This is a genomic window from Xanthomonas sp. 60 (genome assembly GCF_011761925.1).
In genome coordinates this window covers 823,947-840,155 of the sequence record NZ_JAASQW010000001.1, presented here as the reverse complement: position 1 = coordinate 840,155, position 16,209 = coordinate 823,947, and the positions used below count along the sequence as shown (strand labels likewise).

General features: G+C 69.9%; 11 protein-coding genes. 8 read left to right on the top strand and 3 right to left on the bottom strand.

The genetic code is table 11. The features are described 5' to 3' along the window. Window positions 1–5 precede the first annotated feature (5 nt). Together FHY09_RS03795 and FHY09_RS03790 are read left to right on the top strand one after the other, a co-directional pair. A complete protein-coding gene (locus FHY09_RS03795) occupies window positions 6–2,024 on the top strand; it encodes an FUSC family protein (protein ID WP_166924256.1) in 2,019 nt (672 codons plus the stop codon). A gap of 102 nt (window positions 2,025–2,126) precedes the next feature. Further along, window positions 2,127–2,525: a hypothetical protein gene (locus tag FHY09_RS03790; protein WP_166924255.1), complete on the top strand. Its 399-nt coding sequence runs from the start codon at window positions 2,127–2,129 to the stop codon at window positions 2,523–2,525. Between the two features lie 29 nt (window positions 2,526–2,554). Here the strand turns inward: FHY09_RS03790 and recD are convergent, their stop codons facing one another. The 3 genes from recD to recC are packed head-to-tail and all read right to left on the bottom strand — an operon-like array spanning window position 2,555 to window position 11,486. After that, window positions 2,555–4,495, bottom strand: a complete 1,941-nt coding sequence (gene recD, locus FHY09_RS03785; RefSeq protein WP_166924253.1) for an exodeoxyribonuclease V subunit alpha — start codon at window positions 4,493–4,495, stop codon at window positions 2,555–2,557. Then, window positions 4,492–8,142, bottom strand: a complete 3,651-nt coding sequence (locus tag FHY09_RS03780) for a UvrD-helicase domain-containing protein (RefSeq protein ID WP_166924251.1) — start codon at window positions 8,140–8,142, stop codon at window positions 4,492–4,494. The genes recD and FHY09_RS03780 overlap by 4 nt, the downstream gene beginning before the upstream one ends. Beyond that, on the bottom strand, window positions 8,139–11,486 hold the full coding sequence (recC, locus tag FHY09_RS03775) for an exodeoxyribonuclease V subunit gamma (RefSeq protein ID WP_166924249.1): 3,348 nt from the start codon (window positions 11,484–11,486) through the stop codon (window positions 8,139–8,141). The genes FHY09_RS03780 and recC overlap by 4 nt, the downstream gene beginning before the upstream one ends. Window positions 11,487–11,732: 246 nt before the next feature. Between recC and FHY09_RS03770 the strand changes: the two genes are divergently transcribed. The 6 genes from FHY09_RS03770 to FHY09_RS03745 all read left to right on the top strand — a co-directional run bounded on the left by FHY09_RS03770 (window position 11,733) and on the right by FHY09_RS03745 (window position 15,892). Beyond that, window positions 11,733–12,521 (top strand): ATP-binding cassette domain-containing protein, encoded by a 789-nt coding sequence (locus FHY09_RS03770; RefSeq protein ID WP_166924246.1) that lies wholly within the window; start codon window positions 11,733–11,735, stop codon window positions 12,519–12,521. Next, complete coding sequence (locus FHY09_RS03765; protein WP_166924244.1) at window positions 12,521–13,270, top strand: MlaE family lipid ABC transporter permease subunit; 750 nt, start codon at window positions 12,521–12,523, stop codon at window positions 13,268–13,270. Before FHY09_RS03770 ends, FHY09_RS03765 begins: the two co-directional genes overlap by 1 nt. 110 nt (window positions 13,271–13,380) lie before the next feature. Next, a complete protein-coding gene (gene mlaD, locus FHY09_RS03760; RefSeq protein WP_166924241.1) occupies window positions 13,381–13,914 on the top strand; it encodes an outer membrane lipid asymmetry maintenance protein MlaD in 534 nt (177 codons plus the stop codon). Next, a complete protein-coding gene (locus FHY09_RS03755) occupies window positions 13,911–14,573 on the top strand; it encodes an ABC transporter substrate-binding protein (RefSeq protein WP_166924239.1) in 663 nt (220 codons plus the stop codon). The genes mlaD and FHY09_RS03755 overlap by 4 nt, the downstream gene beginning before the upstream one ends. After that, the gene (locus FHY09_RS03750) at window positions 14,563–14,874 is read left to right on the top strand and encodes an STAS domain-containing protein (protein ID WP_166924237.1); all 312 of its coding nucleotides are present in this window, start codon (window positions 14,563–14,565) and stop codon (window positions 14,872–14,874) included. The genes FHY09_RS03755 and FHY09_RS03750 overlap by 11 nt, the downstream gene beginning before the upstream one ends. Before the next feature lies 1 nt (window position 14,875). Beyond that, window positions 14,876–15,892 (top strand): MlaA family lipoprotein, encoded by a 1,017-nt coding sequence (locus FHY09_RS03745; RefSeq protein WP_166924235.1) that lies wholly within the window; start codon window positions 14,876–14,878, stop codon window positions 15,890–15,892. The last annotated feature ends 317 nt before the right edge of the window (window positions 15,893–16,209 follow it).

Below are 16,209 nucleotides of genomic sequence, written 5' to 3'. Positions count from 1 at the left end.
CGGCCATGCATGTGCTGCTGGATCGCCAGGGCTGGCTGTTCTCGATCAGGACCTACCTCGCTTCGATCATCGCCCTGTACATCGGGCTGGCCGGCAACCTGTCGCGCCCTTACTGGGCGATGGCCACCGTCTACATCGTCAGCCAGCCGCTGCTGGGGCCGACCCGCGCGAAGGGCGTCTACCGCATACTTGGCACGCTGGCGGCCGGTGCGGCGACGCTGCTGATGCTGCCGCACCTGGTGGAAACACCGCTGCTGCTGAGCGCGGCCATGTCGCTGTGGCTGTCCGGCTGCCTGTTCCTGGCGCTGCTCAACCGCGGGCCCCGCGGTTACGCCTTCCTGCTGGCCGGGTACACCACGGCGTTCATCGGCTTTCCGGCCGTGACCACGCCGGAGGTGATCTTCGACACCGTGGTGGCGCGCAGCGAGGAGATCATCCTCGGCACGGTGGTCGCCGTGCTGTGTGCCTCGGTGCTGTTCCCCGCATCGGTGCGGCCGATGCTGCGCGGACGGGTGGGCAACTGGATGGCCGACGGCGCGCACTGGTGCCGGGAGATCCTCGACGGCCGGCGCGCAGGCGCGCCGCGCAACCGTCTGGCAGCGGACCTGGTGCAGTTCGATGCGCTGATCGCGTTCATGCGCCGCGACGATCCGCGCCATGCCGATGCAGCGGTAGCGCTGCAGCAACTGCGCGAACGCATGTTGCTGCTGCTGCCGGTGCTGTCATCCATTGCAGACCGCCTGGCGGCCCTGCGCGGTGAGGGCCAGCCCCTGCCGCCGGACCTGCAGGCGCTGGTGGCCGACATCGGCGACTGGATCGGGGCCGATGCGCCGGATGCGCCGTCCGACCCGGCAGGTGCAGCGGCAACGGCCGCGCTGCGGGCGCGCCTGCATGCGATGTCACCGCAGGTGGATGACAACCTCGACCACCTGCAGCTGGCCAGCCTGCTGCTGCGCCTGGAGGAACTGCTCGATCTCTGGCAGGCCTGCCGGGCGCTGCACCAGGCCATCGACCTGGGTGTGGCACCGGCCCTGGCCCCCGCGCGCCCGGTCGCAAAGGCGCGCCATGTGGATTACGGCATGGCGGTGTTTTCCGCCCTCAGCGCCGGCGCGGCCCTGATGGCCTACTGCGTGGTGTGGATCGCGCTGGGCTGGGAAGCCGGTGGCAACGGCGCGATGATGGCTGCAGTGGCTGCGGCGTTCTTCGCCGCGCAGGATGATCCGGCGCCGAGCATGATGTCCTTCCTCGGCTGGGCCGTGGTAGCCACGGCGGTGGCTGGCATCTACCAGTTCGGCATCTTCCCGGCCGTCCATGATTTCGGCCTGCTGGTGCTGCTGCTGGCCGTGGTGTTCCTGCCACTGGGCGTGCTGCTGCACCACCCGAAGACGATGCTCTCTGCCTTGCCGCTGACAGTGAACCTGGTCGCGCTGCTGAGCGTGCAGAACACCTATGGCGCCAACTTCGAGGGGTTCACCAACGCGGCGGTGGCGATGTTCATCGGGATCGGGTTTGCCGTGGTGATGACCCGCCTGTTCCGCTCGGTGGGTGCCGAGTGGACCGCGCGGCGGCTGGTGCGGCAAGGCTGGGCGACGCTGGCCGAGGCGGCCGAAGGGCGCGGCCGGCAGGATCGCGCACGGTTCGCTGCGCGCATGCTGGACCTGCTGGGGCTGCTGGCGCCGCGCCTTGCCGCCACGCCCGAGGGCAGTGATCTGGCCGCCGTGGACATGCTGACCGAAGCCCGCATCGGCCTGAACATCCTGCAGCTGCGGCGTGCCCGCATGGCGCTGCCGCAGCGCAGCCGTGAGGCGGTGGAGCAGATCCTGGCCGACGTGGCCGCGCACTACCGTGGACAGATCGCCGCGCGGCGTCCGCTGCAGGGCGGAGACACGTTGCGTGGCCAGCTGGATGGCTCGCTGTCGCGCCTGGGGCAGGTGGACGCCAGCACCGCGCGCGATGAGGCCTTGCTGGGCCTGGTCGGGCTGCGCGCGGCGCTGTTCCCGACCCCTGCGCCAGCCAGGGCCTAGCCCCGGCAGGTGTTGCGCTCGGCGCGCCGTCATCGCGCCGGCCGCAGCGCCGCGCTACCCTGCCGGTCCGCGCACGGTGCGCACTTCTGCAGGAACACTCCGATGAGCTACGACATGATGGTCTTCGATCCCGCTGCCGCGCCGACCGAGGCCGAGGCCTTCCTGGCCTGGTACGAGAAGCAGACCGACTGGAACGAGGCGCACGACCACGATGACCCGAAGGTCACCACGCCGGCGCTGCAGGCCTTCTTCGCCGACCTCGCCGAGCACTTCCCGCCGATGAACGGCCCGCTCGCGGACCAGGACGACGACCGCGCCGAAGTGACCGATTACAGCATCGCCCAGCACGTGATCTACGGTTCGTTCGCCGACTCGGTGGCCGAGCGCGCGCACGAGATCTTCCAGGTGCTGGCCAACAAGCATGGCGTCGGTTTCTTCGATGCCAGCAGCGATGAAGCGGCCATCGTGTACCCGGACGGCACGGTGCTGGTGCTGGACTGAGCGCAGGTGCGCCGGCAGGGCGCCGGCGCTCAGCCGAACAGGCTGCCCTGGGTCGGCGCCGGTGGCGGCGATGCCGCCGGTTCCGGCGCTGCGGCGTCGACGGGCCCGGCGGACGGTCCGGGCGCCCCCACGGCACCGGCGCCGAGCCGCCATGCCAGCCCGGAGATGCGGCTGGCGTGGCGCTGCAGCGCCTGCTGCAGGATGTCCGCACGGCCTGCCAGGTGCAGGCGGCTGCGGGCACGCGTCAGCCCGGTGTAGACCAGCTCGCGTGAGAGCACGCGGCTGTCATGCCGCGGCAGCTGCAGCCACACCTCGTCGAACTCCGAACCCTGCGCCTTGTGCACCGTCATCGCGAACGCGCTCTCGTGCGCCGGCAGCGCGGCCGGATGGAACGCGCGCGGATGGTCCGCGTCGTCCCCGGGAAACCAGGCCACGCGGGTGCCGGCGTCATCGCTCAGGCAGACACCGATGTCCCCGTTGAACAGGCGGTGCCGATAACTGTTCTCGGTGACCAGCAGCAACCGTCCATTGAAATAGCCCGCGTTGGCGCCGGCGAGCAGTGTCTCGATGCGGCTGTTGAGCCCGCGCGCACCCTGCGGGCCCTCGCGCAGCGCGGTGAGGATGCGCAGCTGGCCGGCCCGGGCCAGCGCCTGCGCAGGATCGGCGGCCTCGCCCAGCGCCTGCCAGCGTTGCAGCAGGTAGGCGCGGTGACCCTGGAGAGGATCGAGCAGGTCTTCGTGGAAGCTCACGCCGGCCAGTTCCGCGTGCCGCAGCAGGTCCAGCGCGCGGCGGCTGTTGCCGGCACGCACGGCATCAGCCAGCGGCGCCAGGTCCAGCGCCTCGCTCTGCCGGTAGCCGCGCTGGAGCTGCACGCGGCGGCCGGCGAAGGCACGCGCGGCCGAGACCGGCTGCAACGTCTGCGGCAGCAGCAGCGCGTGCAGGGCGCGGGCATCATCGGCCTGCGTGCCTTCGCCATCACCGCTGGCCTGCAGGATGGCACTGAGCACGTCCCCTGCTTCCACCGACGGCAGCTGGTCGGCATCGCCGAGCAGGATCAGGCGGGTGCCGTCGGCGATCGCTTCGACCAGCTTGGCCATCATCGGCAGGTCGATCATCGACGCTTCGTCGACCACCACCACATCGAACGGCAACGGGTTGTCGGCGTGATGGCGGAAGCGCTGCGAATCCGGAATGACACCCAGCAGGCGATGCAGGGTGGTGCCGGTGGTGGGAAGCGCGTTGCACAGCGCCGGATCCACCCCGTCGGCCTGCAGCCGCTGCAGAGCCTGGCGCAGGCTTTCGGCCATGCGCTCGGCGGCGCGTCCGGTGGGTGCGGCCAGGGCCACCCGGGGTGCGCTGCGGTGGTCGGCCGCAGCCTGCGCGGCCAGCAGCAGCAACAGGCGCGCGATGGTGGTCGTCTTGCCGGTACCGGGCCCGCCGGTGACCAGCGCGAGCGGATGGCGCAGGGTCACCGCAGCGGCACGCGCCTGGTGGTCCTCCTGCGTGGCTGCGTGTGGGAACAGCCGTGCGAACAGCGGGGCCAGAGGCTGCAGCTCGGCCGAGGCCAACCGGTGCCGGCCGATGCGCTGCAGGCCCGCGGCGAGCTGCCGTTCGTACTCGCGGTAACGGCGCAGGTAGACCAGGCCGTTCTCCAGCACGAGGGGGGCGTCGTCGGCAGGTTGGGTGGAGGTCTGCGGGCAGGCGACCCAGGGCGAGGCCTCCAGCAGCGCGCGCCACGTCTCCGGGGCGGGCCAGTCGAACGCACCCTCCGCCGGCTGGCCCTCCACCAGACGCTCCGGGTGCACCGGATCGAAGCCGGCATGCCCCTGCGATACCGCCAACGAGGCCAGTGCCGCGGCAACCTGCACCGGCTCCGGGGTGTCTTCGCGCAGACGCCCCAGGCTGAGTGCGAGCGCGTGATCGATGGTGCGCAGCTGGCCACTGCTGCGCAGTGCGTTGAGCAGGCTCATGGGGTGCCCCCCGTGGCGCGGGCGATCAACGCGGCCTGCGCCGCCTCGCCCCCGGCGAACAGCGCGTCCAGTTCGTGGACCAGCGCAGGCTCGAAGGTCTGCGCGTGGAGGCCTTCGCCCGGTACCGCCAGGCCGCGGCAGAACAGGTAACGGATGCCGCCCATATCGCGTGCATAGTCATAGCGCGTGCCCAGCCGGAAGCGCAACCAGCGGTGCAGCGCGAGGGTGTAGATCAGCGCCTGCAGATCGTATTCGCTGTGCTGCATGGCCACCCTGAGCAGCTCGGGGGTGTAACCGGGCAGGCGGTTGGATTTGTAATCGAGCACATACCAGCGGCCGTCGCGCACGTAGGTCAGATCGATCTTGCCGGTCATCAAGCCTTCCAGCTGCCGGCGCAGTCCGAAGCCGCGGCGCGCCGCCACGATGCCGTAGCGGTGCAGCAGACGCAGCAGCGCGGGCACGCGCGTGGGCTGCATGGCGAAATGGAACTCGATTTCGGCCCGGCGCGCGTCTGGTGGCACGCTGCACAGGGCGCCGCCCTCGGGCAGCGGCACGGTCAGCGTATGGCCCACCAACGGCGTCAGCACGCCCACGCCATCGGGCAGGTCGAGGTCGGCATAGCCCCCCTCCCGGAGCGCCCGGTACAACACGTCGGCCTGGCCCGGCGGTGGCGGCTGGCCGGGACGCCAGTCCCTCCAGGTGTCGAACGCCACATGCTCCAGGGCATCATGCAGCACGTTGCCGAAGCGGCTGCCCATGAAGCGGGGGTCCACCACGGCGGCGTCGACATCACTGCCCGCGGGCAGTGCCGGCTCCAGCGGCAGTCCGGCGCCGACGGGCTCGTCGGCCGCAGGCGCGGGTACCTCGGTGGCGGCCGCTTCGATCTCATGGCCGGCATCGGCGTGGGCCAGCTGGGTGAAGCTGTATACCCACCAGTCGTTCGGCACGCGGCGCTCGCTCACGCGGACCGCTGGAATGCCGGCGTCGCGCTCCGGCGCGAGATAGGCGGGCGCGGCGGCGGGCGGTGCCGCGTCGATGAAGAAATCCTTTTGCGCGGCCAGGGCCGGCAGGTCGCTGACCATCGGCGCGAGGCGTGTCTTCGAGAATCCGGCCAGGTCACCGATGGCGATCCACAGCGCGTGCTCGGCGCGGGTCAGGCCGACGTACAGCAGCCGCGCATCCTCGGCGCGCCGGGCCTGGTCGCGCATGCCGGTGACGGTCTCCCAGGCATCCTCCCCGCCCAGTTTCCAGTGCAGCTGCCGGTCCCCCTCGACATGCACCGTGCAGTGGTTGGCCGTGGCCGGCGCGCTGCCCTCGATGCCGACGAAGGGCAGGTACACCAGCGGGTATTCCAGCCCCTTGCTCTTGTGCAGGGTGATGATCTGCACGCGCCGCGCGTCCGATTCCAGCCGCAGCAACTGCTGCTCGTCGTTCTGGTCGGCATGGGCGATGCGGCCCTGCAGCCAGTCGAGCAGGCCATGCATGCCCAGCGCCTGCGCGGTGGCTTCCTGCAGCAGCTCGCCCAGTTGCAGGTAGTTGGTCAGGCGGCGCTCGCCATCGATCAACGCCAGCAGGCGCGCGGCGGCGGCGGCGCAGACCTCGGTGATCACCGCGAACGGGCCGCCGCGGTTCCAGCGTTCGCGCCACTGCAGCAGCTGCGCCTGGTGGGCGCGCTGTACCTCACCGTCGCGCTCCATCGCTGCGATGGCGGCCGCATCCTGTCCGAGCAGCACGGTGGCCAGCGCCGCGCGCAGGCGACCCTCATCGGCCGGCTGCAGCAGGGCCAGCAACAGCGCGCGCAGCTCCTGTGCTTCCGGGGTGGCGAACAGGCTCTGCTTGCCGGCCGCCACGGCAGGAATGCCCACGCGCGCGAGCGCGCGCTGCACCATCGTCGCTTCGCGGTGGGAACGCACCAGCACCGCGATGTCGCCGGGCTGCACCGGGCGCCCACGCAGCAGCGCGCTGCCGGCACGCGCCTGGACGAGCACGCGGTGGATATCGGTCACGCAGGCAGCGCAGGCCGCCTCACGCGACGGGTCCGCCTGCAGCGGCCTGCCGTCGGTGCTGCGCAGCACGCGCAGGGTGAGGCCGGGCGCAGGCACCCCATCGCGCAGGTAGTCGTCATCGCGGCGTACGCCGCCTGCCGCCACCGGCTCGAACTGGATGGCCTCGTCGAGAAACGCGCTCGGGCCGGCCTGGGCGTACAGCACCTGCAGCGCGCGCAGCACGCTGGGGCGCGAGCGGAAGTTGCGGTCCAGCGGCGGCGCACCCAGGGCACCGCGCTGGGCGGCGAGGTAAGTATGGATATCGCCGCCGCGGAACCCGTAGATGGCCTGTTTGGGATCGCCGATGAGGAACAGCGCCGGCGACAGTCCCGCCTCGCGGACGTCATCGGAGTCGCCGAAGATCGTTTCGAAGATGCGCCACTGGCGATCATCGGTGTCCTGGAATTCGTCCACCAGCGCGATGTGGTACTGCGCGCGCAGCTGCCGCACAAGCGTGGCCCGATGAGGGCCGGCGAGCGCATCGGCGACCCCGTCGATGAGGTCATCGTAGGTCTGTACCCGGCGCACCTGCTTGAGTGCGCGCAGGCGCTGGCGGGCCTGGTCACGCAGCTGGTGCAGGAAGTTGACCGCCTGCGTGCGCAACCAGGCCGCGCGTGCGTCACGCGCTTCCAGCAGAGCCTGCAGCAGTGCCTGCACGGGCGAGGCCGGTGTGCGGTCAAGGTGTTTCTTGTTGGTCTTGCTGGTCAGTGCAGCAGGCAGCAAGGCGGACAGGCGGTCACTGTCGAGCACGCTGGGCGGTGCGCCGCTCAGCGCCCAGCTGCGCAGATCGCTGCACAGCGGCTGCAGCCAGGACAGCCGGTAGGAATTGCCGTTGAGCCATTTCGCTTCCACCGCCGTGCACAGGTCGCCGAAGAAGGCGTCGCCATGGACGCGCACGCCCTCGGCCAGCGCCTCGGCGGCGGCTTCCAGGCGCGGCTGGGGATCGTCGCCGGCCGGCGCGGTGGGCGGCAGCAGCGGCAGGGGGCCGATCAGGGTGGAGAGGTCGCCGGCGAAGGCGTCCGGGGTTTTCCACAGGAACGTCAGGGCATCGAGCGTGGCGGCATCGCTGGCATGGACCCGCCACAGGTCCGCTGCCAGCTCTTCCAGCAGTGCGCGATCGCTGGCCAGCAGCTCGGGCGCGTCGAAGGTGTGGCCGCTCTCCAGCGCGTGTTCGCGCAGTACGCGCGCGCAGAAGCCATGGATGGTGAAGATCGAGGCGAGGTCGATCTCGTCTGCCGCCACCTGCAGGCGTCGCTGCAGTGCGGCAGCACTCTCCCGGCCCTGCTGCAGGTGCTGCTGCAGGACGTGGCGGGTGAGCGCCACCTCCGGCGGCTCGTCCAGTGCGGCCGGGCGGTCCACCAGCTGCGCGGCCAGTGCAAGGCGCTCACGGATGCGCTTGCGCAGTTCCTGGGTGGCTGCATCGGTGAAGGTGACCGCCAGGATCTGCCCGATGCGCAGGCCCTGCTCCACCACCAGGCGGGTGAACAGCGTGGCCAGGGTGAAGGTTTTGCCGGTGCCGGCGCTGGCCTCGATCAGGCGCACGCCATCCAGGGGCAGCACCAGGTACGGGTCCAGCGGCAGGGAAGGCCAGGTTCCGCTCATGCCGCGGCTCCCGGTCCGTGGTCGGTTGAAGAGGGTGCGCGACCCTCGCACACGGCACCGAACACGGTCTGCGTGATCTGCAGCAGTTCAGCGTAGGCGCGGTCATCGGCGAAGGGATCAACCCCGCGCAGGGCCAGCTGCAGCGCCTCGCCGTGGGATTCGCCCCAGCTGCGTTCCGAGCCGTGCCAGCGCTTGGCACCTTCCGTGCGCCGTTTGTCTTCGCTGGCGGTGTACACCGCCCAGCCGGTGTAGGGGCCGAACGGCAACGGTGCCTGCAGTCCACGGTGGCGCAGCTGCAGCAGCGCGCGCAGCGCCGCGATCGCCTGTGGGACCGGCAGCGCCGGCAGCACATGCGGCCCCACGCCCTGCTCTCCTTCATCATGGAACTGCACCAGCGGCAGCGCGTCGCCGGACGCGTTGGCCAGCAGCCAGTCCAGCCCATGACGGATCGCCGCCGGTCCATTGAGGGGGCCGGTACGCAGGCGCACCAGGCCCTGCGGAAGACGATCGCGCACGCGCCCGTGCAATCGCACGCCGTCGATCTCCACGTCGTAGCGGCGGCTTTCCAGCGCTTGCCCGCCAAGCCACTCGCGCAGCGCCTGCGCGTAGGGCCGGGTCTGCGCCTGCAGGGTTTCGAAGGCGCGCTCACCGAGCGCGCCCGAAGGCAGCAGCGCCCGCGCCCGCAGGCGCGGGTACAGCGGTGCATCGTCGTCTGTCAGCGTGGCCTGCACCACCGCCAGCTGCACGCTGCGCTGCTCCGGCCCCCGCTCGGACAGCACCAGCGGTTCCACGTCATCGCTCTCGGCGATGCCGCCCGGCAGCCGCACACCCAGAGAAAGCGCCAGGTAGTGTCCCGCCGGATCGATCAGGAAACGGCGCAGATCATCCAGCGCCAGGCTGTCACCTTCCGCAGGCGAAGCCGTCACCGGCGTGCCCGGCACGGACCACGGCGGCAGCACGGTGCGCATGCCCCCCACCGCCGCCGCCGCCGCGTGCCACTGGCGGCGGTAGCTGAAACGGCGCGGGTCGCTGCCACCGAAGGCGGCCGGCGAGAACGGCTGCAAGGCGTGGCGCACCACGAACTGTGCTGCGATGGCCTCCGGCTGCTGGTGGTACTGCAGGGCTGCATCGATCAGCTCACTGACCAGGACCGAGGGCTCGCGCAGGCTGCCATCGCGCGGGTCCGCGCCGAGGTAGCTCAGGTAGAACACGTCCTGCGCCGCGGCGAACAACTGCAGGAACAGGAAGCGGTCGTCTTCGCGGGTGGAGCGGTCGCCGCGGCGGCGCTGCGGCGTATCCAGCTGCGCGGTGAGCTGGTTGAGCCCGGCCGCCGGATCACGGCGCGGGAAGTCGCCATCGTTCAAGCCCAGGATGCAGATGACCCGGAACGGCAGCAGCCGCATCGGCACCATGCGGCCGAAACTTACCCCACCGGTGAGCAACGGGGCGCGCGTGTCCGCCTCGGTCAAGGCCGCGGTGAAGTGTGCGCGGATCACGTCCGGCGCGACGGTATCGAGGACGCCGGCGTTGTCGGCGTCGTCGGCGAACTGGTTGATCAGCCGGCGCAGGCGCTCCAGCGCGCGCTGGCTGTTGGGCGAGGACGGCGGCGTGGGCAGCACTGCATCCAGCAGGCCGAGCAGGCGCTGGCGCCACTGCGCCGGTGGCAGCGCTTCGCCCAGCCGCTGCTGGTAGACCGCCAGCACGCGCAGCAGCCGCAGCAGGCGGTCCAGGGCGTCCAGCGCACTGCCTTCCAGCTCGGGCCATGGCGCCACCCCGGCGATATCGCCGTCGCTGCCACTGGCATGGCCGAGCAGCAGGCGGTCGAGAGCGAACTGCCAGGTGTAGGCATCGTCGGCCGGGGCCTGGTGCGCGCGGCGGTGGTCGGCGTGCAGGCCCCAGCGGGTACCGGCCGCCAGCAGCCAGTCATGCAGGCGGTCGAAGGCAGCCGCGTCCAGCCCGGAGGCTTCGGCGAGCGGTGCGCTGGCCAGCAGGTCGAGCACCTCGTTCAGTCCGAACCGCGAGACCGGCAGTCCCAGCAGGTGAACGAACACATCGGCCAGCGGTTCGCCGGCCAGCGGACTGGTGTCCGCCAGCGCGTACGGGATGTGGTCCTCCTCGGCGCTGCGGCCACCGAAGACCGCATCCAGGTAAGGCACGTAAGGGTCGATGTCAGGCGCCAGCACGGCGATGTCGCGCGCCTGCAGGGGCGGGTCGAACCGCGTGTCCTGCAGCAGCCCACGCAGCTGGTCGTGCAGCACCTGCAGTTCGCGCAACCGGGTGTGGCAGGCATGCACCTGCAGGCTGGGATCCTCCGCGCGGAGGGTGTCGCGCAGCGGACCGGAAGGCAGCGCGCGGCGATGGAACAGGTCGCGCTGCAGGCGGTGCAGCAGGCTGTCATGCAGGCCATTCCCATCCAGCGTGGGGCCCGGCGCCTCGTCCGGGTCCACGTAGGCGGCGATCTCGCCGGCCGGATGCACCACTTCGTAACTGCCCAGCACGGCCATGAAATCACGGCCGGCCGCGCCCCAGGCTTCCAGCAGCCGGTTCTCGCCGGCAGCGGCGCCGAAGGGATCCGGCGCTCCGCTGCGCAGGCGCTCGGCCAGGGTCTGCAGATCGCCCCAGTACGACTGCACCGGGGTGGGCAGGTAGAAATGCAGTTCACCTACGCGCGACTGCGTGGCCATGACCCGCAGCACGTCCGGGGAAATGTTGAGCGTGGCAAACGCGGAGAGCCGCAGTGGCAGGCCCTGCGGGAGCGGTTTACCGGTCCCTTCGAACTGGTCCAGATAGGCCTGGATGCGCCGGGCCCGGTAGCTCTGGCCCTGCGCCACGTGCCGCCACAGCAGCGCCTGTGGGTCCTGGGGATCAGCACCGGCGTCCCAGCGCAGCAGCCAGTCACGCCGCCATGCCTGGTACTTCTCGAACACGCCCGCCAGCTCCCCCGCCAGCGCCCAGCGCTTGAGGGGATCAGGGCCCGACAGATAGGTCTGCAGGGCCCGCATCGGCGACTGCGCCATCAAGGAAGGATCGCCGAGCGCAGCGTGCAGGCGCCAGCGCAGCGCGGCCGCGTCCAGGTCATCCTGCTCGCCGGGGACGTTGGCGTTGAGTGCGCGGGCAACGAACTCGCCAGGAGTCAGGAACTCCAGGTTGGCAGCCACGCCGTACTCGGCGGCCAGGGTCGACTGCAACCAGCGACGCATCGCCACCTGCGGAATGAGCACAGTTTCCGGTGCGAGCAGTGGCTGGTCCGCCATCGGCGCGCGGACATGCCGCGCCAGCAGGGCCGCCAGTACGTCAAGCGAATTGGAGTGGTAGAGGCGGAAGTCGCCAGCCGGGTCGGTCATCGCGCACAGTGTGCCCCAGTCAGGTGGACGTGCAATGGTGGGGCACCTTCAGGCGATCGCCGGCCGGCATCCCATCGGGGGCTCGCTGACGTGCCTGCGGGATTGTTCCGGGACGCTTCCCGCACTGTCCTGTCGCATGTCAGGCACGCCCGTGACCCGCATGCGACAATAAGTCCCCGTGCTGGTTCGGTTTTGTTCAGGAGACCGCACCGATGCTTGAACGTTGGAAAATCGTTAATGGTGCGCATGCCCGCCTCAGCGAACCACCTCGTACAGTTGAACAACGTGCACATCGAACGCGGCGGGCGCACGATCCTGCGTGACGTTTCGCTGCAGGTGCCCCAAGGCAGCATCACTGCAGTGCTGGGCCCGTCGGGCAGCGGCAAGTCCACGCTGCTGGCCGCCCTGACCGGCGAACTGCGTCCGGTGGCCGGTGCGGTTTCGCTGTTCGGAGCACCCATCCCGACCGGTGCGAGCGCACTGCGCGAGATGCGCCGCAGCGTCGGCGTGCTGCTGCAGGGCAACGGCCTGCTGACCGACCTCACCGTGGCCGAGAACGTGGCGCTGCCGCTGCGCGCGCATACGCGGCTGCCGGCGGCGGTACGCGAGCGGCTGGTGCAGCTCAAGCTGCATGCCGTGGGCCTGCTGGCGGCGGGCGAGGCGTGGCCGCGCGAGTTGTCCGGCGGCATGGCGCGGCGCGTGGCACTGGCCCGCGCGCTGGCACTGGATCCGCCGTTGATGATCTACGACGAGCCGCTGACCGGGTTGGACCCGATCGCCTCGGGGGTGATCATGAGCCTGATCCAGCGCCTCAACCGCAGCCTGGGGCTGACCAGCATCATCGTCAGCCACCATGTGCATGAGACCCTGCCGATCTGCGACCAGGTCATCGCGATCGCCAACGGCGGCGTGGTGTTCCAGGGCACGCCGGCGGCATTGCAGGGCAGCGATGACCCGCTGCTGCAGCAGTTTCTGCACGGCCGTCCGGATGGCCCGATTCCCTTCGATGCCGCGCCGCGGTCGAGGACTGCCTGATGCCTCTGGTTGCTGCCACCCGCTCGCTGGGCCGTGCCGGCCTGTTCTCCTTGACCGTGCTGCGCGGTTCGACACCCACGGCGGACTTCCTGGCCGAGCTCACGCGCGAGATCTACAAGATCGGTGCGCGCTCGCTGCCCATCATCGCCGTCGGCGGTGCCTTCGTCGGGCTGGTGCTGACGCTGCAGGGCTACCGCACGCTGACCACCTTCGGCGCGGCCGACGCCCTGTCCACACTGCTGGGCCTGTCGCTGTACCGCGAACTGGCCCCGGTGCTGACTGCGCTGCTGTTCATCGGCCGCGCCGGCAGCTCCATCGCTGCCGAACTCGGCCTGATGCGCGCCACCGACCAGATCAAGGCGCTGGAGCTGATGGCCATCGACCCGGTGGCCAAGGCGGTCGCTCCGCGTTTCTGGGCCGCCGTGCTGACCGTCCCGCTGCTGACCGGCGTGTTCTGTTCGCTCGCCATCACCGCCAGTTACTTTGAAGCGGTGCACGTGCTCGGACTGGATAATGGCGTGTTCTGGTCGGCGCTGCGCAACAGCGTCGATTTCTGGGACGACTTCGGTGTGGCGATGCTGAAATCGGCGATTTTCGGCGGCACGGCCGCGCTGGTCGCGTCGTATGTTGGTTTCCATGCCGAGCCGACCATCGAGGGTACCTCGGTGGCCACCACGCGCGCGGTGGTCAATGCTTCGCTGCTGGTGCTGATCTTCAACTTCGTGCTGTCGGCGATGCTGTTCCAGTAACTGCTGTGCTGTGGTGTTCCAGATAATCCGGGTATCGGCCGCTGGCCGCTACGCAGTGTCAACCCGCTTCGATCCTGTCGAAGCCTTTTCAAGACAATGGTGAAACAGATATGGCCATCCGCGGTCCCAGACTGGAATTCTCCGTCGGCGCCTTCCTGTTGCTGGCGCTGGCCTCCCTGCTCGTCCTGGCGGTTGCCTCGACCAACCAGCGCTGGGGACTGGGCAACGACGGCTACGCGCTGAAGGCCCGTTTCTCGCAGATCGGCCAGCTGCGCACGCAGGCGCCGGTGAAGATCGGCGGGGTGACCATCGGCCAGGTGGCCGCAGTCGACCTTGACCCGGTCAAGTTCGATTCCATCGTCACCCTGCGCATCGACGGCAAGTACAAGGATCTGCCGGCCGACACCTCCGCGGGCATTTTCACCAGCGGTCTGCTCGGCGAAAGCTATATAGGCCTGCAGCCGGGCGGTGACCCCGAGGTGCTCAAGGCCGGCGATGAAATCGCGTTCACCCAGCCCGCTGTAGACCTGATCCAGCTGGTCGGCAAGTACATGTTCAGTGGCGGCGGCGCCGGTGGCGACGCAGCCCAGCCCAATGACTCCCACGACGGCGCGAACGCGCCCGCAACGGAACCGCAACCATGAAAAAGAAACTCCTCCCGATCCTCCTGGCTTCCTCGCTGCTGGCGGCCACCCCGCTGCTGGCGAACGCGCAGACCGCGCCGGCCGCCCAGGCCGCCGCACAGGGCCAGGCTGGCAAGACCGTACTGGACACCAGCTCGCGCGTGCTGGGCACGCTGCAGCAGCGCAAGGCCGAGTTCTCGCAGAACCCGTCGGCCCTGCGCAGCTACATCGACAGCGAACTCAACAAGAGCTTCGACCGCGACTACGCCGCGCGCCTGGTGCTGGGCGTCAACGCCCGGGGTGCCTCCGATGCGGACATCAAGCTCTTTGCCGACGCCATGGCCGACAACCTGATGCAGCGTTACGGCTCGGCCCTGCTGAACATCCAGGGTCGGCCGACATTCCGCCTGAAGGGCGAGGCGCCGCTGCCGGGCAATCGCGGTACGCGGGTGAGCACCGAGCTGGTGCGTGCCGGCAGTGAGCCCACGCCGGTGGAATACCTGATGCGCAACGTCGGCGGCCAGTGGAAGATCTTCGACGTGAACATCGAAGGCATCTCCTACGTACAGACCTTCCGCAACCAGTTCGATGCGCCGCTGCGCCAGAAGGGCATCAAGCAGGTCGCCGAAGAGCTGCGCAGCGGCAACATGCAGGCAGGCCCGGCCAGCAATGGCAGGTAATGCGTCCACTGCCGCGCTGGACAATGGCGTGCTGCGCCTCAGCGGTGCGCTGGACCGCGGTGCAGTGATCGCGCTGTGGCCACAGGTCCAGGCGTTGGCTGGCGGCCTGCAGGTGATCGACCTGCAGCAGGTTCCCCGCGTGGACAGCGCCGGCGTGGCGCTGCTGGCCGAGCTGGCCGCGCGGGCACGCCGGCAGGGTCAGGCGGTGCGCCTGGATGGGGCACCCGAAGGACTGCTGGAACTGAGTGCCGCCTACCGGCTGGCACCCGATCTCGATTTCACTGCTAACCCGGCGAGCTGACATGACCCTGCTACGTACCCTCTCCCCGCTGCTCGTCGCCGCCCTGTTGAGCGCCTGCGCCAGCCGCCCTGCGCATGATGCGGCGCCAGCCGCTGCGACCGAGGTTCCGGCCCAGCCCCCGTCCCCTGCCAGTGCCAGTGCCGGGGACAGGGACAGCCCCCCCGACGTGGATGTCGCGCCCGCCGCAGAGGCGTTGCCGCAGGCGGCCGGTGCCTCCACCGCCACGGTGCCGGCCAGCCGCACCGCAGCGGTCGACCCGCCGGCATCGGCAGGGGCCGTGGAGGACGACTTTGCCGCGCTGTACGGCAGCGACGGGGTCAGCACTGCCGACGCGGCGGCCTACGATCCGTGGGAGCCGCTCAACCGCCGCGTGCATTCGTTCAACGTGGTGATCGACACCGCCATCGCCAAGCCGCTGGCCACCGCGTACACCAACGTCGTGCCGCGCTTTGCGCGGACCGGCGTGAGCAACTTCTTCAGCAACATCCGCTCGCCGGTGACCATCGTCAACCAGGTACTGCAGGGTCGGCCGGATGATGCGTGGGACACGCTGGGCCGCTTCGTGATGAACACCACGCTCGGCCTCGGTGGCCTGTTCGATCCTGCCAGCAAGGCGATGGTGCCCAACCGCAAGGAAGATTTCGGACAGACGCTCGGTGCGTGGGGTTGGCGCCAGTCACGCTACGTGGAGCTGCCGTTCTTCGGGCCGCGTACCGTGCGTGATGTCTTCGGCCTGACCGGTGACATTCCCCTGTCGCCGATCCGTACGATCGAGGAGGACAAAGTCCGCGTGGGCCTGCAGGGGCTGCAGCTGGTGGATACGCGTTCGCAGCTGACGGCCATCGATGACATCCGCGCCAATGCGGTGGACGAGTACGCGCTGGTGCGCGATGCCTGGCTGCAGCGCCGCACGTACCAGATCGAGAACGATCTGCGTGGCAAGCATGCGCGTGGCAAGGAGGATCCGGATGCGTTCATTCCGGTCGATGCGATGCCGATGCCGGACTGGGGCAACTGACGGTCCGGCGAACGGCTGGGCCCCTCGTGGAGGCGCCTTTGGGTAGATTCTAGGGCGCTGGCTGGGCGGGTGGAGGCGGCGGGGGACGGCAAAAGCCGCTCCTGCGTGCCTCGCGTCGCGCCATCCCTGGCGCGACACGCCCCCGCCGCCCCCACCCGCCCAGCCCCCGACACGCTCCGTGCGCCGCCACGGATGAAAAAATAAAAAGCAAAAGCAAAAGCAAAAGCAAAAGCAAAAGCTTCGGCAGCCCGTAAGCCTGCTTTTGCTTTTGCTTTTGCTTTTGCTTTTGCTTTTGCTTTTGCTTTTGCTTTTCTTTC

What these genes read in the sequence shown, in the direction of transcription:
- FHY09_RS03790 (WP_166924255.1), top strand. Translation starts at nt 2,127, where the DNA reads ATGAGCTACGACATGATGGTCTTCGATCCCGCTGCCGCGCCGACCGAG.
- FHY09_RS03765 (WP_166924244.1), top strand. Translation starts at nt 12,521, where the DNA reads ATGCCTCTGGTTGCTGCCACCCGCTCGCTGGGCCGTGCCGGCCTGTTC.
- FHY09_RS03745 (WP_166924235.1), top strand. Translation starts at nt 14,876, where the DNA reads ATGACCCTGCTACGTACCCTCTCCCCGCTGCTCGTCGCCGCCCTGTTG.
- mlaD (WP_166924241.1), top strand. Translation starts at nt 13,381, where the DNA reads ATGGCCATCCGCGGTCCCAGACTGGAATTCTCCGTCGGCGCCTTCCTG.
- FHY09_RS03795 (WP_166924256.1), top strand. Translation starts at nt 6, where the DNA reads ATGCATGTGCTGCTGGATCGCCAGGGCTGGCTGTTCTCGATCAGGACC.
- FHY09_RS03770 (WP_166924246.1), top strand. Translation starts at nt 11,733, where the DNA reads ATGCCCGCCTCAGCGAACCACCTCGTACAGTTGAACAACGTGCACATC.
- recC (WP_166924249.1), bottom strand. Translation starts at nt 11,486, where the DNA reads ATGACCGACCCGGCTGGCGACTTCCGCCTCTACCACTCCAATTCGCTT.
- recD (WP_166924253.1), bottom strand. Translation starts at nt 4,495, where the DNA reads ATGAGCCTGCTCAACGCACTGCGCAGCAGTGGCCAGCTGCGCACCATC.
- FHY09_RS03750 (WP_166924237.1), top strand. Translation starts at nt 14,563, where the DNA reads ATGGCAGGTAATGCGTCCACTGCCGCGCTGGACAATGGCGTGCTGCGC.
- FHY09_RS03780 (WP_166924251.1), bottom strand. Translation starts at nt 8,142, where the DNA reads ATGAGCGGAACCTGGCCTTCCCTGCCGCTGGACCCGTACCTGGTGCTG.
- FHY09_RS03755 (WP_166924239.1), top strand. Translation starts at nt 13,911, where the DNA reads ATGAAAAAGAAACTCCTCCCGATCCTCCTGGCTTCCTCGCTGCTGGCG.